18 protein-coding genes, 4 tRNA genes and 1 riboswitch are annotated in these 23,700 nt (G+C 72.1%); of the genes, 11 read left to right on the top strand and 11 right to left on the bottom strand.

The window, feature by feature from the left end:
- Positions 1–32: 32 nt before the first annotated feature.
- Positions 33–211: riboswitch (cobalamin riboswitch) on the bottom strand.
- 83 nt (positions 212–294) lie between these two features.
- Positions 295–864 (top strand): sugar O-acetyltransferase, encoded by a 570-nt coding sequence (locus tag NMQ01_RS01360; protein WP_255185103.1) that lies wholly within the window; start codon positions 295–297, stop codon positions 862–864.
- Between the two features lie 51 nt (positions 865–915).
- Positions 916–2,610, top strand: a complete 1,695-nt coding sequence (locus NMQ01_RS01355) for a S8 family serine peptidase (RefSeq protein WP_303708004.1) — start codon at positions 916–918, stop codon at positions 2,608–2,610.
- A 51-nt stretch (positions 2,611–2,661) separates the two neighbouring features.
- On the opposite strand, the gene NMQ01_RS01350 is transcribed toward NMQ01_RS01355, so the two are convergent.
- From NMQ01_RS01350 to NMQ01_RS01320, 7 genes are all read right to left on the bottom strand, one after another.
- Positions 2,662–3,855, bottom strand: a complete 1,194-nt coding sequence (locus NMQ01_RS01350; protein WP_255185102.1) for a MarP family serine protease — start codon at positions 3,853–3,855, stop codon at positions 2,662–2,664.
- Between the two features lie 75 nt (positions 3,856–3,930).
- Positions 3,931–4,004, bottom strand: a tRNA-Lys gene (locus tag NMQ01_RS01345).
- Between the two features lie 55 nt (positions 4,005–4,059).
- Positions 4,060–4,767 carry an ABC transporter ATP-binding protein gene (locus NMQ01_RS01340; RefSeq protein WP_255185101.1) on the bottom strand — a complete coding sequence of 236 codons (708 nt, stop codon included), beginning with the start codon at positions 4,765–4,767 and terminating at the stop codon, positions 4,060–4,062.
- Positions 4,764–5,543, bottom strand: a complete 780-nt coding sequence (locus NMQ01_RS01335) for an ABC transporter ATP-binding protein (protein ID WP_255185100.1) — start codon at positions 5,541–5,543, stop codon at positions 4,764–4,766. Before NMQ01_RS01335 ends, NMQ01_RS01340 begins: the two co-directional genes overlap by 4 nt.
- On the bottom strand, positions 5,543–6,562 hold the full coding sequence (locus tag NMQ01_RS01330; protein WP_255185099.1) for a branched-chain amino acid ABC transporter permease: 1,020 nt from the start codon (positions 6,560–6,562) through the stop codon (positions 5,543–5,545). Before NMQ01_RS01330 ends, NMQ01_RS01335 begins: the two co-directional genes overlap by 1 nt.
- A complete protein-coding gene (locus NMQ01_RS01325; protein ID WP_255185098.1) occupies positions 6,559–7,425 on the bottom strand; it encodes a branched-chain amino acid ABC transporter permease in 867 nt (288 codons plus the stop codon). Before NMQ01_RS01325 ends, NMQ01_RS01330 begins: the two co-directional genes overlap by 4 nt.
- A gap of 40 nt (positions 7,426–7,465) precedes the next feature.
- Positions 7,466–8,674 (bottom strand): ABC transporter substrate-binding protein, encoded by a 1,209-nt coding sequence (locus NMQ01_RS01320; RefSeq protein ID WP_255185097.1) that lies wholly within the window; start codon positions 8,672–8,674, stop codon positions 7,466–7,468.
- Positions 8,675–8,880: 206 nt separating this feature from the next.
- Here NMQ01_RS01320 and NMQ01_RS01315 point away from each other — a divergent pair, with 206 nt between their 5' ends.
- A complete protein-coding gene (locus NMQ01_RS01315; protein WP_255185096.1) occupies positions 8,881–10,137 on the top strand; it encodes an FAD-binding oxidoreductase in 1,257 nt (418 codons plus the stop codon).
- Positions 10,138–10,203: 66 nt separating this feature from the next.
- Here the strand turns inward: NMQ01_RS01315 and NMQ01_RS01310 are convergent, their stop codons facing one another.
- Entirely contained in the window at positions 10,204–11,460 is a 1,257-nt protein-coding gene (locus NMQ01_RS01310; RefSeq protein WP_255185095.1) for a DUF445 domain-containing protein, read from the bottom strand.
- 41 nt (positions 11,461–11,501) lie between these two features.
- Between NMQ01_RS01310 and NMQ01_RS01305 the strand changes: the two genes are divergently transcribed.
- The 7 genes from NMQ01_RS01305 (at position 11,502) to NMQ01_RS01275 (ending at position 18,527) form a co-directional block, all read left to right on the top strand.
- Complete coding sequence (locus NMQ01_RS01305; RefSeq protein WP_255185094.1) at positions 11,502–12,938, top strand: GuaB1 family IMP dehydrogenase-related protein; 1,437 nt, start codon at positions 11,502–11,504, stop codon at positions 12,936–12,938.
- Positions 12,939–12,942: 4 nt separating this feature from the next.
- Entirely contained in the window at positions 12,943–13,992 is a 1,050-nt protein-coding gene (locus NMQ01_RS01300; protein ID WP_255185093.1) for a PHP domain-containing protein, read from the top strand.
- A gap of 97 nt (positions 13,993–14,089) precedes the next feature.
- Positions 14,090–14,162, top strand: a tRNA-Glu gene (locus NMQ01_RS01295).
- A gap of 70 nt (positions 14,163–14,232) precedes the next feature.
- Positions 14,233–14,306 (top strand) — tRNA-Asp (locus tag NMQ01_RS01290).
- Positions 14,307–14,332: 26 nt separating this feature from the next.
- Positions 14,333–14,409 (top strand) — tRNA-Phe (locus NMQ01_RS01285).
- Positions 14,410–14,487: 78 nt separating this feature from the next.
- Positions 14,488–16,329, top strand: a complete 1,842-nt coding sequence (locus tag NMQ01_RS01280; RefSeq protein ID WP_255185092.1) for a glycosyltransferase — start codon at positions 14,488–14,490, stop codon at positions 16,327–16,329.
- Positions 16,330–16,370: 41 nt separating this feature from the next.
- Positions 16,371–18,527 carry a glycosyltransferase family 4 protein gene (locus NMQ01_RS01275; RefSeq protein WP_255185091.1) on the top strand — a complete coding sequence of 719 codons (2,157 nt, stop codon included), beginning with the start codon at positions 16,371–16,373 and terminating at the stop codon, positions 18,525–18,527.
- A 67-nt stretch (positions 18,528–18,594) separates the two neighbouring features.
- On the opposite strand, the gene NMQ01_RS01270 is transcribed toward NMQ01_RS01275, so the two are convergent.
- The 3 genes from NMQ01_RS01270 to NMQ01_RS01260 form a co-directional block, all read right to left on the bottom strand.
- The gene (locus tag NMQ01_RS01270; protein WP_255185090.1) at positions 18,595–20,739 is read right to left on the bottom strand and encodes an acyltransferase family protein; all 2,145 of its coding nucleotides are present in this window, start codon (positions 20,737–20,739) and stop codon (positions 18,595–18,597) included.
- The gene (gene wecB / locus NMQ01_RS01265; protein ID WP_255185089.1) at positions 20,736–21,836 is read right to left on the bottom strand and encodes a non-hydrolyzing UDP-N-acetylglucosamine 2-epimerase; all 1,101 of its coding nucleotides are present in this window, start codon (positions 21,834–21,836) and stop codon (positions 20,736–20,738) included. The genes NMQ01_RS01270 and wecB overlap by 4 nt, the downstream gene beginning before the upstream one ends.
- 111 nt (positions 21,837–21,947) lie before the next feature.
- On the bottom strand, positions 21,948–23,084 hold the full coding sequence (locus NMQ01_RS01260) for a glycosyltransferase family 2 protein (protein WP_255185088.1): 1,137 nt from the start codon (positions 23,082–23,084) through the stop codon (positions 21,948–21,950).
- Between the two features lie 33 nt (positions 23,085–23,117).
- On the opposite strand from NMQ01_RS01260, the gene NMQ01_RS01255 reads away from it, so the two are divergent.
- Entirely contained in the window at positions 23,118–23,657 is a 540-nt protein-coding gene (locus NMQ01_RS01255) for a hypothetical protein (protein WP_255185087.1), read from the top strand.
- Positions 23,658–23,700: the final 43 nt, after the last annotated feature.

Raw genomic sequence — 23,700 nt, 5'->3', positions numbered from 1 at the left:
CCAGGTGCATCGGGGGCCTGATCGCGAGGCCCGGTCGGATGAGGCGAGTCAGCAGGTCTTCGGACTCGGGGTCGTCCCGACGGGGTGCCTTCCCGGGCTGGTTGCCCAGTGGCGTCGTACCCCGCCAGTCACCCTCACCGCTGCGCGACAGTCCCGGACTCGCACCGGGTTCCCTCTGCACTGGTGTGCGTCTGACTCGCCACCGAGCCTACGACACCGGCGGCCGCGACCCCCTTCGCCCTCCCTCCGGCACACCCGGCCCCCACCACCACCGCATCTCCCTAAGGTCGTGACATGAGCGAGGACACGAGGACCCAGCGGGAGCGGATGCTCGCCGGAGACCCCTACGACGCGAGCGACCCGGAGCTCGCGGCAGCGAGCGCCCGGGCCCGCGACCTGCAGGACCGCTACCACCGGGCCACCCTCGACGCCGACGGCGAGGACCCACGGGCCCTGCTCGCCGAGCTCGTCGGCGAGCTCGGCGAGGACGTCGAGATCCGCCCGCCCCTCTACCTCGACTACGGCGCCCACCTGAGCATCGGGGCACGCACCTTCGTCAACTACGGGCTCACCGCGCTCGACGTCACGCCGATCCGCATCGGCGAGGACTGCCAGATCGGACCGCAGGTGCAGCTGCTCACCGCCACCCACCCGCTCGAGCCCGGCCCACGACGGGACAAGGTCGAGGCGGGCGAGCCCATCACCATCGGCGACAACGTCTGGCTCGGCGGCGGCGTCATCGTCTGCCCGGGCGTGACGATCGGCGACGACTCGGTCATCGGGGCGGGCGCGGTCGTCACCCGCGACATCCCCGCGGGGGTCGTGGCCGTCGGCAACCCGGCCCGGGTGGTCCGCGAGCTGTGACCCCCTTCGCCTCCTAGACTCTGGACACACCGCACGGACAGAGGGGACACCATGCGCGGACGCAGGACCTGGGGTGCGCTCGTCGCGCTGACGCTCGTCGCGAGCGGGTGCTCGCTCCTCGAGGGGGACGACGGGACCAGCACGAGCACGTCGTCGTCGACCTCTCAGGCGCCGACGTCGAAGCCCGCGAGGTCGAGCATCGAGACCTTCGACCCGCCGCGCACGGGGCGCGACTGGGTCGTCCTCGTCGACGACCCGGGCGAGACCCAGCGCGTCGCCGACGAGCTCGAGGCCGACGGCCTGCCCCTCACCTCGGTCAACACCGCCGTGGGCATGGTGACCCTGCGGACCGACGACACCGACGTGGCCGAGCGGGCGAAGGGGGTCGACGGCGTCACCGATGCCGTCACCGACCGCGCCGCCTCCTGGTCGCCGGAGCCCCCGGCCGAGCCCGACCCCGGCGACACGACTCCCGCAGCGGACCTCCCTTCGCCCCCTCAGGCACCGGAGGGCGGTGACCCCTTCGACGGCTGGCTCTGGGGCATGGAGGCGGTCAACGCCCGGGGCGCGCACGAGGTGACCACGGGGCGGCCCGAGGTACGCGTCGGCGTCATCGACACCGGCATCGACAAGACCCACCCCGACCTCGCGCCACGGCTCGACGCCGGGCTGTCCAAGAGCTTCGTCGTCAGCGACATCGCCGACATCGACGGCGAGTGCGAGCACGAGAGCTGCGTCGACCCGGTCGGCGAGGACGACGGCGGGCACGGCACGCACGTCGCCGGCACGATCGCCGCCGCGGCCAACGACCTCGGCGTCACCGGCGTCGCCCCCGACGTGACCCTCGTCGACCTGCGCGCCGGGCAGGACGGCGGGCTCTTCTTCCTCGGGCCGGTGGTCAACGCGCTGACCCACGCCGCCGACCAGCGGCTCGACGTCGTCAACATGAGCTTCTACGTCGACCCGTGGCTCTACGCCTGCGAGGGCGGCGCGCCCGGCGACACCCCGGAGCAGGTGGCCTTCCAGGACGTCATGCTCGAGCTCGTGCACCGCTCGCTCGACCGTGCGCACGAGCAGGGAGTGACGCTCGTGACCTCCGCGGGCAACGACGGCGCGGACATGGGCGCCCCGAGCCGCGACACCTCGAGCCCCAACTACGGCGGCGACACCCGCACCCGCCGGGTCGACCCGAAGACCTGCGAGCGCCTGCCGCTGTCCGGCGAGCACGTCATCGCCGTCGCCTCCGTCGACGAGGGCAATGTGCGCTCGACCTTCAGCAACTGGACCTCGCACCCCGACGACGGTCTCGTCGACGTCGCCGCCCCCGGCGGCGAGGAGAGCTCGGGCCGCGGCGGCATCCTCTCCGCCGCATCGCGCTCGGTCGTGACGGCCGAGGGCTTCGTCGACGACGAGGGCCGGGTCACCGAGACCGGCACCGAGATGGTCGTGCGCAGCTGTCCCGAGTCGATCGCCGGCAACGATCCCGACCCGGACGGGGAGTGCGGGCTCTACGTGTGGAACCAGGGCACCTCGATGGCCTCGCCGCACGCCGCCGGGGTCGCCGCGCTGATCATCAGCGCCCACGGCGACCGGATGGCGCCCGACGACGTGGCGCGGCAGCTCGGCGAGAGCGCCACCGAGATCCCCTGCCCCGATGCCGAAGGGAGCGTCCGCTGCGTCGGCACGACGGCGGACAACGGCATCTTCGGCGAGGGCGTCGTCAACGCCGACCGCGCGGTGCGCTGACCCCTCCCGGTCGCTGAGGAGGTCGCGCAGCGACCGTCTCGAAGCGCTGCCTCAGCGCACGCACTCACCCGTCCCGACCTCGGCGCTCGCCCGCAGGCCGTCCTCGACGACCGGGCGGGTCTCCTCGAGGGTGAGGACGTAGCCGGTGGTCTCGTCGGAGGGCGACTTCGCGAAGACGGTGCCCACGACCTGGCCCGTCGGCGAGAGGAGCGGGCCGCCCGAGTTGCCCTGCTGGACCCGCGCGTTGATCGAGTAGATGTCGCGGGTGACACCGAGCGTGCCGTCGATGCCTGCGCCGCGGGCCTGCAGGACGTCGCGGACCCGGCCGGCCTCGAGGTCGTAGGGCCCACCGAGCGGAAACCCCGCGACGACGACGTCGTCACCGTGCGCCTGCCGGTCGCCGGTGGGCAGGGCGGGCGCGGTGAGGTCGGGCACGGCGAGGACCGCGACGTCGCGCAGCGGGTCGAAGGCGACGGTCGTGGCGGCGTGGGTGCGGCCGGTGCCGCCCACCTGGACGACGGGGTGGTCGACCCCGGCGACGACGTGCGCGTTGGTGACGATCCGCTGGTCGGCGACGACCCAGCCGCTGCCGGTCTGGGTGCCACCGCAGGCCCCGCCCATGACCTTGACGACCGACTGGCCGGCGGCGGCGATGCCCCGGCCCTGCGTCGTGCCCGGCTCGGGGGCCTCGACCGGGCGGATGCGCTCGGGCTGCACGCCGGCGAAGACCCGGGGGAAGCCGCTGTCGAGCGAGCGGTAGGCACCGCTGATGACCTGCTCGGCGCTGGCCGGCATCACCCCGTCGATGCCCTGCAGGACCCGTGAGTCGGCGACCGCACGCGGGGTGGACTGGAGGCTGCCGACGACCGCCCCGGCGCCGAGCCAGACGAGCCCGGCGCCGACGACGACGGCTCCCACCGCACCCAGGAGCGAGTCGACGAGGCGTGCCGGGCGGTTGCGCAGGCGGGAGCGCCAGCGGGCCCCGAGCGCGGCCCCGACCTGCTGGCCGATCACCGCACTGAGGAAGGAACCGATGATGACGACGAGCACCCTGACCGTCGGGTCGCCGCCCGCGGGCTGCCAGCGGTCGAGCACGAGGGGCAGCCCCCAGAGGGCGAGCAGCCCGCCACCGAGCAGGCCGGCGATGGCCAGCGCCCCGGCGACGATCCCGGCGCGCCACATCCCGGCGGCGTAGAGGACGAGCGCGAGCACGAGGACCACGTCGAGCAGGAGGGCATCGGTCATGAGCGGGGCAGCCCCATGGCCCGGGAGACGAGGGCGACGGGTGCGGTCATGGGGCGCTCCTGGTGTGCTGGCGAGTGGGCCCCGTGGGACTCGAACCCACAACCTACGGATTAAAAGTCCGCAGCTCTGACCGGTTGAGCTAGAGGCCCGGCAGACACAGCGTAGTTGTCCGACGACGACGGTCGGTCGGCCCCCTTCGCCCCGTCAGACACCGAGGTAGGCGCTCTGCACCGCCGGGTCGTCGGTCAGCTGCGCCGCCGGACCGGAGAGGACCACCCGCCCCTCCGCCAGCACGTAGCCGTAGGACGCGATCCGCAGCGCGGAGCGGGCATTCTGCTCCGCCAGCACGACGCCGATCCCCTCCCGGTTGATGTCGACGATGGCGTCGAAGACCTGCTGGGTCACGAGCGGGGCCAGGCCCATCGACGGCTCGTCGAGGATGAGCATCTTGGGGTCGGACATGAGCGCGCGCCCGATGGCGACCATCTGCTGCTGGCCGCCCGAGAGGGACCCCGCACTCTGCCCGGCCTTGTCCTTGAGGATCGGGAAGAGCTGGAAGGTCCGGTCGAGGAGCTCGCGCGTGCGGGCCTTGTCGCGGCGACCGACGTAGGCACCGAGGACGAGGTTCTTCTCGACCGACATCCGCGGGAAGAGGTGACGCCCCTCCGGGCAGTGGGCCAGCCCCCGGCGCACGATGGCCGCGGTGCTCGCCCGCGTCACGTCGGCGCCGTCGAACTCCACCGTGCCGGACCGGGCACGGATGACGCCGCTCACGGCGCGGAAGAGCGTCGACTTGCCCGACCCGTTGGCCCCGAGGATCACGGTGAGCTCGCCAGCGGCGGCCGTGATGTCGACCGCGTGCAGGACGTCGACCGCGTCGTAGCCGGCCCCCAGGCCGGAGATGGTCATCATGGCGTGGCTCCCTGCTGGTCTGCGCCCGCGCCGAGGTATGCCTCGATGACGAGCGGGTCGGTCCTGATCTGCTCGGGCGTCCCGAGCGCGATCCGCTGCCCGTGGTCGAGGACGACGATCTGGTCGGCGAGGTTCATGATCATCGACATCTTGTGCTCGACGAGGCAGATCGTCGTCCCGTCGGCGACGACTCGCCGGATGAGCTCGCCGAAGCCCTCCGTCTCCTCGTCGGTCGTCCCCGCAGCGGGTTCGTCGAGCAGGAGCAGCCGGGGTTCCGTGGCCAGCGCGAGCGCGAGCGAGACCCGCTTCTGGGTCTCCTGCGGGAGGGTCGTCGCGATCTCGTCGCGCAGGTGCGCGGCGCCGACGAAGTCGAGCACCCGCATCGCCTTCTCGAGGCTCTTGCGCTCGTCGCGGCGGTGCCGCGGGGTGCGCAGCACGGCGTCGAGGGCGGTCGAGCGGGTCCGCACGACGCAGGCGGCCAGGACGTTGTCCAGCACGCTCGCCCCGTCGAAGAGGTGCGTCGTCTGGAAGGTTCGGGCGATGCCCTGCCGCACGGTCTGGTGCGGCTTCATCCCCGTGATGTCCGTCCCGTCGAAGGTCACCGACCCCGACGTCGGGCGGTAGAAGCCCGCGAGGAGGTTGAAGAGGGTCGACTTGCCGGCGCCGTTGGGGCCGATGATCGCGGTGACCTGCCCCTCCGGCACGTCGAAGCTGACGTCCTTGACGGCGTCGAGCCCGCCGAAGCGCTTGCTGAGATCACGCACCTGCAGCAGCATCAGTGCACCTCCTCGACGACGTCACGGTGGTCGGCCACGTCGACCCCGGCCGGGTCCGTCGGTGGGCGGGAGCGACGCCGGGAGAGCAGCGCGTTGAGATAGCCGACGATCCCCTTGGGCGCGAAGATCACGAGGAGCACGATGATCGGCCCGAGGACGATGAAGCGGTAGGACTCCAGGTCCTGCAGCATCTCGAAGAGGAAGGCGACGAGCAGGCTGCCGACGAGCGGCCCCATGACCGTCCCCATCCCGCCGATGAGCAGGAAGAGCAGGAACTGGAAGGTCAGGTCGATCGCCGCGGAGTCCGGCCCGATGAATCCGGTGAAGGAGGCGAAGAGCCCGCCCGCCAGCCCCGCGATGCCGGCCGAGGCCGTGAAGGCGAGCTGCTTGCTCACCGCGACGTTGACGCCGATGGACTTCGCGAGGTCCTCCGAGGTGCGGATCGCGACGAGCGAGCGCCCCGCGGGCGAGGTGAGCAGGGCGTGGGTGGTGTAGATCGCGAGCGCGAGCACGACGAGGACGAAGAAGTACATCGTCGTCTCCCGGGTGAAGTCGATCGGCCCGATGTTCTCGGGGAACTTCACGCCGCTCACCCCGGAGTGCGCGTGGGTCACGCTCTCCCAGCGCGTGATGACGATGAAGACGAGGAAGCCGAGCGCCATCGTGAAGATCGCGAAGTAGGACCCCTGGGTCCGCAGCGCGATGAGTCCGGAGACGTAGCCGAGTGCCGTGGTCACGAGGATCGCGAGGGCGAAGCTGGCCCAGAAGCTCCATTCGCGGTCCGTCGTCAGCAGGCCGACGACATAGGCCCCGATCCCGAAGAAGGCGCCGTGGGCCAGCGACAGCTGACCGGTGAGCCCGAGGATGATGTTCATCCCGTAGGCCGCGATGGCGTAGATGAGGGCCGTGGTGACGATGCGCACCAGATAGGGCTGTCCGCTCAGGACGAAGGGGGTGGCCACCAGTGCGAGGGCGACGATCCCGACGCCGAGGAGTCGCGGGTTGAAGGAGGTCGTCATCGCTGGGCCACCGTCCCGAAGAGTCCTGTCGGCTTGAGGGCCAGCACGCCCATGAGGACGACGAAGATCGCCGCCTCACCCGCCCCCACCGAGATGTAGGTCGAGGCCATGACCTCGGCGAGGGCGATGAGGAAGCCGCCGAGGATCGCCCCGGGCAGCGAGCCGAGCCCGCCGAGGATGATGATCGCGAAGACGATGAGGTTGAGCGACTCCCCCATCCCGGGCGAGAGCAGCTGGATCGGGGCGACCAGGCCGGCCGAGATGGCGACGAGGGCGAAGGACACCGCGAAGGTGACCATCGAGACCACGCCGGGGTTGATCCCGACGAGCGCGGCACCGGTGCGGTCCTGCTCGACGGCCTCGATCGCCTGGCCGTGGACCGAGCGCTTGAGGAACCACGTCAGGGCCAGGAGCACGACGACGGCCGTGACGATGATCAGGACCCGCTGGGCCGAGATCTCCGCCCCGAGGAGCCCGACCCGACCGCTGAAGGGCGACTCCATCCGCAGGAAGCCGGTGCCCCACACCTCCTGCACGACGGAGATGACGAAGAACATCACCCCGACCGTGGCGATCATGTGGTGCGTGTGCGGCGCTGTGCGCAGCGGGTGGAAGACGAGCCGCTCGAAGACGACCCCGATGACGGCCAGGACGAGTGCCGCGCACACGATCGCCGCGACATAGGGCAGACCGACGTCGACCATCATCGAGTAGGTCACGTAGCCGCCGAGCATGTAGATGGCGCCGTGGGCGAGGTTGGGGAAGCCCAGGACCCCGAAGACGAGGGTCAGGCCGACGGCGGCGAGGCAGTAGATGCCACCGAGAGCGAGACCGTTGATCAGCTGCTGCAGGAAGAGCGTCATGTCAGACCCCTGTGCCGGCGCGGTGCCTGCGGTCCCGACCTCATTCCGTCGGCTGCTCGATCTCGAAGGACTCGTACGTCCCGTCCTCCGTGCGCTGGGCGGCCTTGAGGTCGTCGGCGACGAGGTGCCCGGAGTCGGTGATCCGGTTGGGCGCGAAGGCGACCTGGTACCTGGGGTCGACCTCCTCGACGGCCTCGCCCATCGCCTCGCGGATCGCCTTCGGGTCGTCGACGCTCCCCGACAGCTCCATGGCCTTGATGAAGATCGGCAACGCCTGGTAGTTGAGGGCGATGTCGGCGTTGACCGGCTTCTTCGAGTCGAACTTCTTCTGGTAGTCGGCGATGAACTTCTCGGTCCCGTCGAACTCGGTGAGCGGCGCGATGCCGACGGAGTTGTCGAGGTTGTCGGGGTCGGTGAACTCCTCCATCTCCTCGTACTTCGCCTGGTCGAGGATCATGAAGGAGCCGTCGAAGCCCTGCTTGCGGGCCTCTTCGATGATCAGGGCGGTCGGCTGGGAGGGCCCGCCGACCATAATGACGTCCGGCTTGCCGGAGAGGGTCTTGGCGACCGGGCCGGCGAAGTCGGAGACCGTGCCGTAGTTGATGTTGTTGTTGGCCTGCACGGTGCCGCCCGCGTCCTTCCACGCCTTCGTCATGTGCGTGGTCCACTCCTGGCCGAACTCGCTGGAGGTCGCGAGGAGGCCGAGCTTGCCCTTGCCCTTGGTGTCGACGTGCTCGATGAAGGGCTGGATGTAGCTGGTGAAGGACGGCGGGATCATCACGGTGAGCGGGTTGTCGCTCTCGACGATCGCCGGGTCGGAGCTGTAGGCGCCGATGAGGAACTCGCTGCGGCCGGAGTTGAGCTCCTGGGCCGCCTTGATCCCGCCGGCGTGCGGGACGAAGACGACGACCGCGCCGTCCTTCTGGACGAGGCGCTGGGCATTCGTCCCCGTCGTGCCGGGCTGGTACTGGTCGTCGAGGCTCTCGAGCTTGATCGTGTACTTCTTGCCGTCGACCTCGACGCCCTCGTCGTTGAGCTGGTCGATGGCCATCTGCAGGCCGTTTTGCACGTTGAGGCCGTACTCCGCGGCGCCCCCGCTGATCCCGGCCGAGTAACCGATGGTGATCGTGTCCCCGTCTCCGGAGCCCCCGCTCCCGGAGCCCCCGCACGCGGCGAGGGCTGCGACGAGCACCCCACTGGCGGTCACGGCGAACAGGCGGGTCGTGCGCGTCGACAATGCAGCGGCCATCGAGCTTCTCCTCATTGAGAACGTGTGAATCCGGGTTCAGATTCAACTCTGGGACGCAGACTAGGAGAGGGTCGTGAGCCTGTCAACGGGTGGCCGGGCGACGACGGGAGGCCCGACATCTCGGGGGACTTTGCCCGCGCACGTGATCTGGGGCACAGTGGCCTGATGCCTGCGGAGACCCTGCGGGCCGAGCCCGAGAGGACGCGATGAGCACCCTGGATCCCGCGCCGAAGAAGGTCGCCGTCATCGGCGCCGGCATGGTCGGACTGTCCACCGCCTGGTTCCTGCAGGAGCACGGCGTCGAGGTCGAGGTCCTCGACCGTGACGGCGTCGCCGCCGGCTCCTCGTGGGGCAATGCCGGCTGGATCACCCCCGGCATCTCGACGCCGCTGCCGGACCCGGCCGTCCTCTCCTACGGGATCAAGGCGGTCATCTCCCCCGCGTCCCCGGTCTACGTGCCGGTGACGGCCGACCCGCGGCTGCTGCGCTTCCTCGCGGCCTTCACCCGCAACAGCACGATGCGCCGCTGGAGCCTGTCGATGCGCGCCCTCGTGCCGATCAACGGTCACGCGATCAGCGCCTTCGACGACCTCGCCGCCGGGGGCGTGAGCGCCCCTGCGCGAGAGGCTCGTTCGTTCATCGCTGGCTACGAGACCAAGGAACAGACCGAGTTCCTGCTCACCGAGCTGGAGCACATCGCCGCCTCCGGGCAGGACGTCGGCTTCGAGGAGCTGAGCGGCGACGAGGTCCGGGCCGCCGAGCCGACCTTCTCCGACCGGATCGGGGCCGGCATCCGGCTGCTCGGCCAGCGCTATCTCAACCCCGGCGAGTACGTCGCAGCTCTCGCCGACTCCGTCCGGGCGCGCGGCGGCAAGATCCGCGAGGGCAGCGAGGTCACCGGCATCACCGACGAGACGAAGGGGGTGCGTCTCGCCGTCCGTGGTGGCGGCGACGAGCGCTTCGACCGGGTCGTCGTCGCCACGGGCACCTGGCTGGACCACCTGGCCCGCCCCTTCGGCGTGAAGATGCACGTCCAGGCGGGCCGCGGCTACAGCTTCAGCGTGCCGATCGACCACACCCCGCAGGGCCCGGTCTACCTGCCCGCGCAGCGCGTGGCCTGCACGCCCCTGGGCGACCGGCTCCGGGTCGCCGGGATGATGGAGTTCCGCAAGCCCGAGGCCGCCCTCGACCCCCGGCGGATCACCGCGATCGTCGACGCGGCCCGCCCCTACCTCACCGGCGTCGACCTCGACGACCGGCAGGACGAGTGGGTCGGCTCGCGCCCGTGCACCTCCGACGGGCTGCCGCTCATCGGCGTGACGAGCTCGCCGCGGGTGAGCGTCGCCGGCGGCCACGGCATGTGGGGCATCACCCTCGGCCCGGCCACGGGACGCCTGCTCGCGGAGGCGATGGTCACCGGTCGCCCGGCGGCGGAGCTGACCCCCTTCGACCCGCTGCGCTGAGCGACGGGTCGATGTATGAGGGTGAGTCCCAGCGCACCGAGACACATCAACTCGGCTGCGGGGAGGTCAGGCGATGAGGACCGCGACCGTGTGGATCGCCAGGCCGGCGAGCGCGCCGACGACGGTGCCGTTGATCCGGATGAACTGCAGGTCGCGCCCGACGAAGAGCTCGATCCGCTCGCTCGCCTCGTCGGCGTCCCACCGCTCGACGGTCACCGAGATGACCTCGGCGAGCTCGTCGCCATAGGTGTTGACGAAGAAGGCGACGATCTCGCCGAGGTGCTGCTCCAGACGCTCCTGCCACGCCTCGTCGTGCGCAAGGTGGTCACCGAGGTGCGTGAGCAGCTCGTCGCCGCGCGCCCAGAAGTAGGAGTCCCGGTCGGCCATCGCGCCCAGGAGCGAGGCGCGCAGGGACTGCCACACCGCGACCGCGCTCGTCGGCACCTGCGGGTGCGCGAGCAGGCGCTCCTTGAGCGACTCGGCGCTCGCCATGACGTCGGGGTCGTGCTGCAGGTCGGCCGCGAGACGCCGGAGCAGGTCGTCGAGGGCGGTGCGCGCCGGGTGACGCACGTCGGTGCGCATCTCGGCGAGCCACCCGAGCGCCTGGCGATAGGTCCAGTCGATGACCTTGTCGTCGACCCACTCGGGGGTCCACCACGGGGCGCGGTCGCCGACGACCTGCTTGAAGAGGTCGGGGTTGTCGTCGAGCCAGCGCCGCACCTCGTCGAGGCCGAGGTCGACCAGCCCGGTGTGGTTGCCGCCCTCGACGACCCCCTCGAGGAGGAAGCCGAGGATCGGGCTGATCGGCTCCTGGGCCAGCCGCGGCAGGAGCAGCTGCTCGAGGAAGTCGTGGACGTCGTCGTCGGCGACCCGCTCGAGGGCCCGGGCGCCGCCGCGGGTGACCTCGGTGAGCACCCGCTCGCGGTGCGCCGGCTCGCCGAGCCAGGTGCCCACACGCTCGGCGACGTGTGCGGCGGCGAGCCGGTCGCGGGCGATCTCCTCGGTGAGGAAGTTCTCGGTCACGAACTCCTGCAGGCTGCGCCCCAGCTCGTCCTTGCGCTTCTTGACGAGCGCGGTGTGCGGCACCGGCACCCCGAGCGGGTGGCGGAAGAGCGCCGTCACGGCGAACCAGTCGGCGAGTGCACCGACCATGGCCGCCTCGGCGGCCGTGTTGACGAAGCCCCACACCCCTTCGTGGTCGAGGCGCAGGGTGGCGACGAAGACGACGGCAGCGAGGACGAGCAGGCCGGTGGCGACGGTGCGCATGCGGCGCAGACCCGCTCGGCGCCGCTCGTCGGCCGGGGACTCCTGGAGGAAGCTCACGCCCCGATGATGTCCCATCGAGCGCCTTACACTGGACTCCCGTGGAGTTCCTCAACGGCCTGATGCCCCAGTTCGACCTGACGTACGACGACGTCTTCATGGTGCCGCGGCGCAGCGAGATCGCCAGCCGCCACGAGGTCGACCTGACGACCACCGACGGGACCGGGACGACGATCCCGCTCGTCGTCGCCAACATGACCGCTATCGCCGGCCGCCGCATGGCCGAGACGACCGCCCGCCGCGGCGGCCTGACGGTCATCCCCCAGGACATCCCCGTCGACGTCGTCGCCGACGTCATCTCCTTCGTCAAGAGCCGCGACCTCGTCCACGACACCCCGATCACGCTCGAGCCGAGCGCGACCGCCGGGGAGGCGCTGGCCCTCATCAGCAAGCGGGCCCACGGCGCCGGCATCGTCGTCGAGGACGGCCGCCCCGTCGGCGTCGTCACCGAGCGCGACCTCGACCGGGTCGACCGCTTCACCCAGGTCCGCGACGTCATGTCGCCCGACCCGATGACCCTGCCGGCCGACGCCGACCCGCGCGCCGCCTACGAGCAGCTGCACCGGTCCCGTCGCCGCGTGGCCCCGGTCGTCGACGCCGACGGCCGCCTCGTCGGCATCCAGACGCGCAAGGGCGCCGTGCGCGCGAGCATGTACTCCCCCGCCGTCGACGCACAGGGCCGGCTGCGGATCGCCGCAGCGGTCGGCATCAACGGCGACGTCGGCGGCAAGGCCGCTGCCCTGCTCGACGCCGGCGCCGACGTCCTCATCGTCGACACCGCCCACGGGCACCAGGCCAAGATGCTCGACGCCCTGGCCGCCGTCCGCGCCCTCGACCCGCAGGTCCCGGTCGTCGCGGGCAACATCGTCTCGGCCGACGGGACCCGCGAGCTCATCGAGGCGGGCGCCGACATCGTCAAGGTCGGCGTCGGCCCGGGCGCGATGTGCACGACCCGGATGATGACCGCCGTGGGCCGCCCGCAGTTCTCCGCGGTGCTCGAGTGCGCCGCCGCCGCCCGCGAGCTCGGCAAGCACGTGTGGGCCGACGGCGGGGTCCGCCACCCGCGCGACGTCGCCCTCGCGCTGGCCGCCGGAGCGAGCAACGTCATGATCGGCTCGTGGTTCGCCGGGACCCTCGAGTCCCCCGGAGACCTCGTCACCGACCCCGACGGGCGCAGCTACAAGGAGTCCTTCGGCATGGCCTCCGCGCGGGCGGTGCAGAACCGCACGGCGAGCGACTCCCCCTTCGACCGTGCCCGCAAGGGCCTCTTCGAGGAGGGCATCTCCAACTCGCGGATGTACATCGACCCGGCCGGCCCCGGCGTCGAGGACGTCATCGACGAGATCATCGGCGGCGTGCGCAGCTCGTGCACCTATGCGGGCGCCACCTCGCTCGAGGAGTTCCGCGAGCGCGCGCTCGTCGGCCTCCAGTCGACGGCGGGCTTCGCCGAGGGTCGACCGCTGCACACCTCCTGGTGATGTCGTGAGATCCCTCGAGCCGCTGCAGGCGCCCGTCGACCCCGTCGAGGCGCTGCGCCGCGTCGGCTTCCTCCTCGAGCGCTCCCGGCAGCACAGCCGGCGGGTCGAGGCCTTCCGCGGGGCCGTGGCGGTCCTGCGCGACCTCGCCGAAGGGGAGGTCCGCCAGCGGGTCGAGGACGGCACCATCACCGAGCTCAAGGGCATCGGCAGCTCGACCGCGGGCGTCATCGAGCAGGCCGTGCGCGGCGAGCTGCCGGACTACCTCGTCCGCCAGCAGGAGGAGCACGGCGGCCCGCTCGTCGAGGGCGGCGAGGACTACGCCGCCGCGATCATCGGCGACTGCCACCTGCACTCCGACTGGTCCGACGGCGGCAGCCCGATCGACGAGATGGTGCTCACCGCCGTCGAGCTGGGTCAGGAGTGGATGGTGCTCACCGACCACTCCCCGCGGCTGCGCATCGCCAATGGCCTGTCACCGCAGCGCCTCGGCCAGCAGCTGCAGCTGCTCGCGGCGATCGACGACTCCCTCGGCGACGCCTTCACCGTCATGTCGGGCATCGAGGTCGACATCCTCGACGACGGCGAGCTCGACCAGACACCCGAGATGCTCGGCCGGCTCGACCTCGTCACCGCCTCCGTCCACTCGAAGCTCAAGATGGCCAAGGGCCCGATGACCCGGCGCATGGTCGCGGCCGTGAGCAACCCCCGGGTCAACGTGCTCGGCCACTGCACCGGTCGGCTCGTCACCGGATCGCGCGGCACGCGGCCGCAGAGCGACTTCGACGCCCGCGCCGTCTTCGAGGCCTGCGCCGAGCACGACGTCGCCGTGGAGATCAACTCCCGCCCCGAGCGCTGCGACCCCCCGGACGAGCTCGTCGAGCTCGCCCTCGAGATCGGCTGCCTCTTCGCCGTCGACTCCGACGCGCACGCCCCCGGACAGCTGGAGATGAAGGCCTACGGCGCCGAGCGCGCGGAGCGTCTCGGGGTGCCGCTGGACCGCATCATCACGACGTGGGATGCGGAGCGGGTGCGGGCCTGGGCGGCCCCCGCCTGACTCGTTTTGGCGATCCGGGATGTGTCTGCGTATGCTTTCCGAGTCCTCGACGGATTCGGGTGCTGCCTGCTGCGTAGCGAGGGGTCTTCGGAGACGGGTCCCCATCGTCTAGCGGCCTAGGACCCCGCCCTTTCACGGCGGTAGCACGGGTTCGAATCCCGTTGGGGATACAACCTCGCAAGACCCTAGGGTTTTGCGGAGTCACGCACAGATGTATCGTGCACGTGCCTTGCACACCAAGGCCCTGTAGCGCAGTTGGTTAGCGCGCCGCCCTGTCACGGCGGAGGTCGCGGGTTCGAGTCCCGTCAGGGTCGCTCGCTGGTCCGGTTCGGACCGGCTCGGCCAGGTAGCTCAGTTGGTACGAGCGTCCGACTGAAAATCGGAAGGTCGGCGGTTCGACCCCGCCCCTGGCCACCAGAGCCTCGTCCGAAGGGCGCCACCGACACGGTGGCGCCCTTCGGCGTTCCCGGTACCGACATGGAAGACTGACCGCTCGTGAGCCGACCGTCGAAGACCCCTGCCTTCACCCACCGGCTGCGACGGGCAGCCCGCGCCGCGGTGACCGAGCTGCAGCCCGCCCCGGCTGCCCCGGCCGAGCCCGCCGACGCGCCCCAGGAGCCGACCTCCGAGCCGACTCCCGAGCCGGCCGCCCCGACCGCCACGGCGCCCGCTCCCGCCGAGCCGCTGGCGCCCGAGCGGACCGTCACGGCCGTCCACTCCCCGGTCCCCGCCCTCGACCTCACCGTCGCCGTCGCCGCCGGGCCGCGCCTGAGCGCCCTGCTCGCGCCGGAGTGGCAGCAGCGTCAGCTCGACCGCCGCAGCTGGCAGCCGGCCCTCGAGGGCGCCGACCTCGTCCTCCTCGAGGGCGTCGACGGCACCGTCCCCGGCTGGGGCGACGGCAGCGCGCTGACCGAGGTGCTCACCGCCGCGCGCGAGGCCGGCGTCCCGACCGCCCTGTGGGTCACCGACGACACCCTCCCCGGCGCGTGGGCCGAGCAGGTCGACACCGTCGGCAGCTCCTCGGCCACCGCCCGCGAGGCCCTGGCCGCCACCGGCCGCGAGGTCCACGACTGGGCCCCGGCCGCCCAGCCCCGCGCCCTCGGCCCGGCGCGCGAGGACGCGACAACCACCCGCCGCTCCGGCGTCCTCGCCGTCGTCGACGGCCTCTCCCGCCTCGGTGACGACTCCTCCCTTCGTCTCGTGGCCGATGCGCTCAAGCCGATGGCGAAGGGGGACACCCGCCTCGTCCGCCGCCCCGGCAAGTCCTCGCTCGTCACCCTCCCCCCGGCGCTCACCGACCGGACCGGTGACGACGTCGCCGTCGGGGACGCCCGGGTCCTGCTCGACCTGTCGGCGACCTCGCCCGCCGCGGCCTGGACGACGCTCGACGCGGCGATGGCGCAGACGCCCGTCGTCGGCACCACCGAGCACGCCGACCTGCCCGCCGAGATCGAGGCCCTCGTGCCCCGCGTCGAGGACGGCAAGTCGCTGCGCAGCGAGCTCGTGGCCCGGGTCAACCAGGAGGAGCTCGTCGCCCGCGAGGGGCTGCGCCTGCAGCGCGCCGTCCTCGCCGGCCACACCGGCGCCCACCGGGCCCGCGCGATCGCCGCGGCCGCCGGTCGGGACGTGCCCGCCCTCACCCCCGCGACGATCTCGGCCGTCGTGCCGACCAACCGCACCCACGAGCTCGACAACGTCTTCGCCAACCTCGGCCGGCAGGACCACCCCGCTGTCGAGCTCGTGCTCGTCCTGCACGGCCTCGAGACCGACGACGACGAGCTGCGCCGCCGCGCCACCGCCGCCGGGGTGCAGGAGCTGCAGATCGTCCACGCCGACGCCTCGCTCACCCTCGGTGCGTGCATGAACCTCGGCGTCGACGCCTCCGGCGGGCAGTACATCGCCAAGATGGACGACGACAACTTCTACGGCCCGCGCTACCTGTCGGACCTGCTCGCCGCCTTCTCCTACACCGACGCCGGCATCGTCGGGAAGTGGGCGCACTACGTGTGGCTGCGCTCCACGGGCGCGGTCGTCCTGCGCTACCCCGACTCCGAGCACCGCTACGAGCGGCGCATCCAGGGCGGCTCGATGCTCTTCGCCGGCGACGTGGCCCGCGACGTGCGCTTCAGCGACATCCCGCGCGCCGTCGACTCCGACATCCTCGACCGCTCGATGGAGCAGGGCGTGCGCGTCTACTCCGGCGACCGCTACAACTACGTGTCGGTCCGCGGCGACGACCGGCACGCCCACACGTGGACGGTCACCGACTCGACCTTCCTCACCGCCACCGGTCGCCTGCTCTTCTACGGTGACCCCACGACCCACGTGAGCCTCTGACCCCGGCGTCCCGCACGCCCCGACGACGACAAGGACCCCCATTGGCCCCCATCGACAAGAACGCCGCCCGCGCCCAGGGCAAGCGCGCCGCCCGCGCCGTCGTGCGCCGGGTGCGCCTCGACCCGCTGGCGACCCTGCCCAACCAGGGCGGCTCGGTCGGCAAGCGCGCCATCTTCGCCCAGGCGCGCCTGCTCATCCTCGACGCCCGGGCCTTCGACCAGGGACTGCGACTGCTCTCCCGGGTGCCCGAGTCGGCACTCGGCGCGACCGGCCACGGTCTGCGCGCGTGGTCGCACATGTCGCTCGGCGCGATCGACGAGGCCGTCCAGGAGGCCTGGGCCACCCTGGAGCGCAACCCCGACGCCGAGGCCCTCGGCCTGGCCATGGCCGTCGCCACGCGGGCCAACCACAAGGACCTGCTCCGGCGGGTCAACGACCTCGCCGAGAGCACGACGCCCCGCACGACCAAGGACGCCGAGCGCCTCCTCGGCTGGTACACCTCGCGCGACGTCGCCCAGGCCGAGGCCTTCATCGCCAACGTCGACACCTGGCGGGTCAACCACACGACCCACTCCCTCGACCTCATCCGCACCGAGACGCAGATCCGCGCCGCCGGCGACGAGGACGCCCAGCGGGCCACCGCGCTCGAGGTCGGGCGCACCGGCAAGGCCGGCTTCCGCTCCGCGACCCGCGCCCTCGGCAAGCTCAAGGGCTGGGACGAGCTGCGCGAGCTCTACCGCGAGGCCGACCTCGAGACGATCACCGTCGTGCCCAACAAGACCTCGCACTCGCTGGCCCAGCGGGCCGCGCGCGCCGGGTGGCTCGACACCGCTCAGGTCATCTCCGGCCGCCTCATCGAGCTCGGTCACAAGAAGGCGCGCGAGACCCACGCGCAGGTCTCCGACCAGATCCACATCGGCGCCACCGGCTGGCCCGTCGACGAGGCGCAGGAGCGCTCCTACGAGCCCAACCCGCGCGCCGTGCTCTCCGTGCTCGCCCAGTCGCTCCCGCACCGCTCCGGCGGCTACGCGACCCGCAGCCACGGCATCCTCACCGGCCTGCAGGGCCTGGGCTGGGACATGCTCGCCGCGACCCGCCTCGGCTTCCCCTACGATTTCTGGGGCCAGGGCGACAAGCGCGAGGTCGAGCCCTTCGACGTCGTCGACACGATGACCTACCGCCGCCTGCTCGAGCCGGGCGAGCGCGAGTACCGGACCACCCCGATGGCCGGCTACATCGAGCGCTTCGCCGAGCGCCTCGAGGAGGTCGCCCGCGACCACCGCGCCGGCCTGATCCACGCGAGCAGCTTCCAGAACAACGGCCTCGCCGGCCTGCGTGCCGCTCGCCGGCTGGGCATCCCCTTCGTCTACGAGATGCGCGGTCTCGAGGACCTGATGAAGATCTCGCGCAATCCCGAGTTCGGCCGCACCGACGCCTACCGCTACATGACCGGGCTCGAGCTGCACATCGTCCAGAACGCCGACCTCACCTTCGTCATCACCGAGGCGCTGCGCGAGGAGATGATCCGTCGCGGCGGCCCCGCGGACCGGATCGCCGTGCTGCCCAACGGCGTCCACACGGCGCAGTTCGAGCCCCGGCAGCCCGACGAGGCGCTCATCGACGAGCTCGGCCTGCGGGGCAAGACGGTCATCGGCTACGCCGGCGGCCTCGTCGACTACGAGGGCCTCGACCTGCTGCTGCTCGCCGCCGCGGAGCTGAAGAAGACCCGCGACGACTTCGCCGTCATCATCGTCGGCGACGGGCACTTCGAGGGTCAGCTCCACCGGATGGCCCGCGAGCTCGACGTCCTCGACGTCGTGACCTTCACCGGCCGCGTGCCGCACGAGGAGGTCGCGCGCTACCTGTCGATCTTCCAGATCACGCCCTTCCCGCGCCTGCCGCTGCCGGTGTGCGAGCTGATCAGCCCGATCAAGCCCTTCGAGTCGATGGCCATGGGCAAGGCGTGCATCTCGAGCTCCGTCGCGGCGCTGACCGAGATCGTCAAGCCCGACGAGCGCGGCCTGGTCTTCGAGAAGGGCAGCTCGCAGGACTTCGCCCGGCAGATCGCCCGCTATCTCGACGACCCGCAGCTGCGCGAGCGGATGGGCCGCCAGGCCCGCGAGTGGGTCCTCGCCGAGCGGGACTGGAGCGACGTCACCAAGATCGCCGACGAGGCCTACCACCGCCTCCTCGGCTGACCGCTGCGCCCATGACGAAGGGGGCGCTCACCTCGCGGTGAGCGCCCCCTTCGTCGTGCTGGTACTGCTAGGGGATGTCCTTGACGGAGATCTCGTCGGAGTTCTTCGACGTGAGGTCCTCCGCCGCCAGCGCCCGGTAGAGCATGGGCGTCAGGGTGCGGATGTAGGTCGCCGTCACGTGGCTGCCCTGGCGGTAGACGAGCGAGTCGCCGATGACCGGCGGGCACTCCTTGCCGGGCGGGCAGATCCACTCGTTGAGGTCGACGAAGGGGACGTCGGCGGCGGTGGCCGACTCCTGCAGCGCCTTGGTGCCGCGGCCCTTGCGACCGTTGTCCTCGTCCGCCGGGAAGGCGCACGTGGAGAAGTCGTCGGGGTGCTCCTCGACGCAGGTGTAGACCTGCTCCTTGCCCGGGCGGGGGCTGTCGGAGAGGACGACGACCTTGGTGCCCTTGGCCTTGAGCTCCGAGATGGCCTCGGTCATGCCCTTGCGCAGGGCGGGCGAGCTGCCGGCACCGCCGGAGACGAGCGCGACATCGGGTGCGCCCTCCTCGTCGAAGTGCTTGTTGGCATTGCGGCCGAACTCCTCGCAGTCGCTGCGGGCCCCGTCGTAGGTGAAGGAGCACGCGGACTTGAGGTAGAGCTCGACGCGCCAGCCCTCGTCGTGGGCGATCGCCTCGACGGCCGGGAACCACTGGCCCATCTTGGAGTCGCCGAGCATGGCGATCGTCTGGTCGCCGTCGGTCTTGCCGTAGACGCACGAGGTGTCGACGTCGGCGTCGCCGGGCTGCACCTGGCAGTCGTCGTCGTAGTAGCGGGGCACGTCCTCGGGCGCGACCGCCGGGTCCGGCGTCGTCGTGCCCGAGCTGGCGAAGACCTTGCTCGCGTCCTCGCGGACCTTCCACACGTCGCTCGACGGGTCGGCGACCAGGGCGGTCGCCCCGGGCACCTTGGCGTCCTCGTCGAGCTTCGGGACGGTGGCCCACACGGCGGTGCCGACGAGCGCGGTGACGATCATCGATGCCAGGCCGAAGAGCAGGCCACGCGATGCCTTGGCGCTCAGGCCGGGGTGGAAGCGCACCGGGTCCTCGACGAGGTGCTTGGTCAGCCAGGCGAGGACGACCGAGACGATGCCGATGAGCACGAGGTGGCGGATGCGCACGTCGGGCCAGGCGGTCTTGGCGATCGTGATGAGCGGCCAGTGCCACAGGTAGATCGCATAGGAGATGCCGCCGATCCACACCATCGGCTTGAGGCTGAGCAGCCGCGCGGTGGCGGTGGCCTGGGTGGCGCAGCCGGCCGCGATGATCAGCGCCGCGCCGACCGTCGGGGCGAGCGCCCACGCGCTCGGCCACGGGGTCTTGGAGGTGAGGAAGAAGGCCGACCACAGCACGAGCAGCAGGCCGGCGCCCGCGAGCAGCTCGGCCGCCAGGCGGGGCAGTCGCGTCAGCCGCAGGACGAGGAAGGCCAGGAGCGCGCCGATGGCGAGCTCCCACACCCGGGTCGTCGTGTAGAAGTAGGCCGTCGCCGGGTCGCTCTTGGTGTGCAGCACCGAGTAGACGAGCGAGGCCGCGGCGATGACGGCGAGCACGCCGAAGAGCAGCGGCTTGGGCCGCATCCGGGTCCGGCGCGCCACCATGAGGCCGACGATGATGATGAGCGGCCAGACGACGTAGAACTGCTCCTCGACCGACAGCGACCAGTAGTGCTGCAGCGCCGAGGGTGCGGCGTCCTCCGCGAGGTAGTCGACCGACCTCAGGGCCAACGCCCAGTTGATGACGTAGAAGGTCGCGGCGATGACGTCGGCGCCGAGGTTGAGCCGGTCCGGTCCGGGCAGCAGCGCCCAGCCGAGCAGGGCCGTGACGATGAGCACGACCGAGGCGGCCGGCAGGAGCCGCCGGGCCCGGCGGGCGTAGAAGTCGGCGATCGAGATCGTGCCGGTCTTCACCGTCTCGCGCAGCAGCAGCGAGGTGATGAGGAAGCCGGAGATGACGAAGAAGATGTCGACGCCGACGAAGCCGCCGGGCAGGAAGGGGATGCCGACGTGGTAGATCAGGACGGTGCCGACGGCGACGGCCCGCAGGCCCTCGATGTCGCCACGGAGGTTCTTCTTCCCCTTCGCCCCGTGGTGCGCCTCGGCCGCGGCCTCCTTGGCCCCGGCCTCTGCCTCGGTGACCTCCGACTGCAGGGAGGTGTCCCCGGTCCCAGCGGTCACGCGTCGCCCCGTCGGGTCGCCCCCACCGAGCTGGCGAGGACCTTGGCGATCCGCTCGCCGGCGTGGCCGTCCCACAGCGGCGGGGTGTCCCACTCCTGGAGCGGGCCGGTCGCGAGGACCTCGGAGACCCGCTCGGAGAGGGTCTCGCGGGTGACGAGCTGGTTGGTGCCGTGGGTGATCGTCACCGGGCGCTCGGTGTTGGGGCGCAGGGTGAGGCACGGGACACCGAGGATCGTCGTCTCCTCCTGCACGCCGCCGGAGTCGGTGACGACCGCGGCCGCACCGCGGACCAGGCCCATGAACTCGATGTAGCCGAGCGGGTCGATGACGCGCATGCCCGGGTGGTCGAGGAAGCCGGCCTCCTCGAGGCGGGCGCGCCCGCGCGGGTGCAGCGGGATGACGACCTGCGCCTGGTCGGCGACGGCGTGCATCGCGGCGACGAGCGCCTTGACGTCCTCCGGGTCGTCGACATTGCCCGGGCGGTGGAGCGTGGCGACGATGTAGTCGCCCTCGATGCCGACCTCCTGGCGCACCGCGTCGGCGTCGAAGCGGGGCTTGTTCTTCAGGAGGGTGTCGATCATCGGGTTGCCGACGAAGTGGATCTTGTCGGGGTCGGTGCCCTCGTTGCCGAGGTGGCCGATGGCGTCGGTGCTCGTCGTGAGGAGCAGGTCCGAGAGCTTGTCGGTGACGAGCCGGTTGATCTCCTCCGGCATCGTCATGTCGAAGGAGCGCAGGCCCGCCTCGACGTGGGCGAAGGTGATGCCGAGCTTGCTCGCGACGAGGGCCGCGGCGACCGTCGAGTTGACGTCGCCGTAGACGACGACGAGGTCGGGGCGGCGCTCGGTGAAGAGCTCCTCGAGGGCGATCATCACCTTGGCCGTCTGCGCGCCGTGCGCGCCGGAGCCGACACCGAGGTTGACGTCGGGCTTCGGGATGCCGAGCTGGCGGAAGAAGACGTCCGACATCTTGTCGTCGTAGTGCTGACCCGTGTGCACGAGCAGCTGCTCGACGTCGTAGGCGGCCAGGGCCTCGAGGACCGGGGCGGCCTTGGGGAAGTTGGGGCGCGCACCGGTGACGTGCACAACAAGGGGAGCCATGTCAGCCCTTCGCTCTCGGGGGGATTACAGCCAGTCAGTGTGTCACGGGCCGGTGGACGGCCCATGATCCACACGCCGTGGCCGGGCGAAGGGGGGCGCGCCCCCCTACGCTCAGGTCCCGAAGTCGGGGTGGCGCAGCAGCCCGAGCCACTGCTCGCGGGCATTGGCGAGGAAGTGCCCCGCGTCGGCGGACCACGTGTGACCGTCGCCGGCGTGCCGCACGTAGACGTAGCCGATGTCGTGGGGGCGGTAGATCATCGCGCCGGCGGCGGTGGCCGCCCGCATGAGGGCGCTGTCGACGGCGCGGGGGACGTCGGCCCAGCCGCCGAGGTCACGCAGCTCGTCGGCCCCGACGAGGATCGTGCCGCCTGCCACCCGGTGCACCGCCGACTCGGGGGTGCCGATGACGCGGCGCACGGTGGTGTCGAGGGCCTCGACGTGCACGACGGTGCTGCTCTTGCCGACGACGGGCGCCCCGGAGACCCGGCGCGCGATGGCCAGGTCGAGCAGGTGGTCGGGCCCGTAGTGGTCGTCGTCGTCCATCTTCGTCAGCAGCTGCCCGCTCGCGGCGTCGGCGGCCAGCTGCAGGGCGTGGCCGAGGCTGCGGTCCCCCGGCGCGGCGACGACGGTGACGGCGATGTCGCCGAGGTCGGGCGTCGGCAGGTCGTCGGGGTCGCCGCCGTGGACCGCGACGACGACCTCGGCGGGCGGCAGCGTCTGGGCCCGGATCATCGCGCCGATCGCGCCGAGCAGGTGCGGCCGGCGGGTGGCGAGCAGCACCGAGGTGCTCGGGGCGAGCGCGTGGTCGGCGAGCGGGGCGAGCACCTGCCGGCGCTGGCGGACCGACGCGACGTCGAAGCCGAGGTCCCCCGGCCGTCCGTGCGCGGCGCCGGGCACGACGGCGTGGACGCGGCGGGCCACGACGGCGGGCAGGTCGCCCACGACGAAGGTCCCGCGGGCGATCGCCCGGGTGACGAAGTCGGCGAGGGCCGCGGTCGTCGCCGCGTCGGGCGAGGGGCCGGCGGGCTCCGCGTCGACGGTCAGGGCGTGCACGTGGTCGAGCCGGGCGAGGCCGTCGGCGAGCGCCTCGGGTCGCTCCCACGTCCCTCGAAGGGGGCGACGCCACGGGCTGGTGAGGGTCCAGCCGCTCTGGGCCAGGTCGAGGTGCGCGCGCCGGTCGCTGTCGGGCCCGGGCACCCGGCCGACGGGGGTGTCCCCGGCGGCGGGGGCGCTCGCGTGCGTCGTCATGGCCCCCACGCTAGTCGTCACTATCCTGCTGGCATGCCCGCTCACCCCCCGTCGTGCGCCGTCGTCGACGCCGACGCCCCCGATGCCGCCGACCGCCTCGAGGAGGCGATCGGCTCGGCCGAGGCCGTGCTCGTCCACCGGTCGGGCGCGCAGCTGCTCGAGGGTGCGCCCGAGCGGCTGCTGCGCGTGCTGCACCGCCCGCACCGCCGGCTCGTGCGGGTGCACAGCGACGCGGGCCCCTGCTACCTCGCGCGGACCGAGCTGCTCGTGGCCGCGATGCGGCACGGCGTCGAGATCGACGAGCTCGTCGCCGACGCCCCCGGTCTCGACCGCCGCCTCGCCGAGGCCTCCGGCGCGGTCCACCTCGACGGGCCGACCGCGCTCCACGACCCGGCCGCCGGGCGGTGGCGGGTCTGGGTCGACGGCGCGGTCGTCGGCATCGGTTCAGCACCCGACGCCCGCGCGGTCGGGCGGGCGCACAGCACGCCGGCCGTCCTCCTCGGGCTCGCCCGGCGCCGCGCCGGTCGGGTGCGCCGCGAGGCCGTCCGGCTGCGTCAGCGCCCGGGCCGCTAGCCCGGCCCCAACTCTGCAAAACCCTAGGGTTTTGCAGAGTTCA

The organism is Janibacter sp. CX7 (genome assembly GCF_024362365.1).
In the GTDB taxonomy this organism is placed as follows: Bacteria; Actinomycetota; Actinomycetes; order Actinomycetales; family Dermatophilaceae; genus Janibacter.
This window is presented reverse-complemented; position numbering and strand designations above follow the sequence as displayed.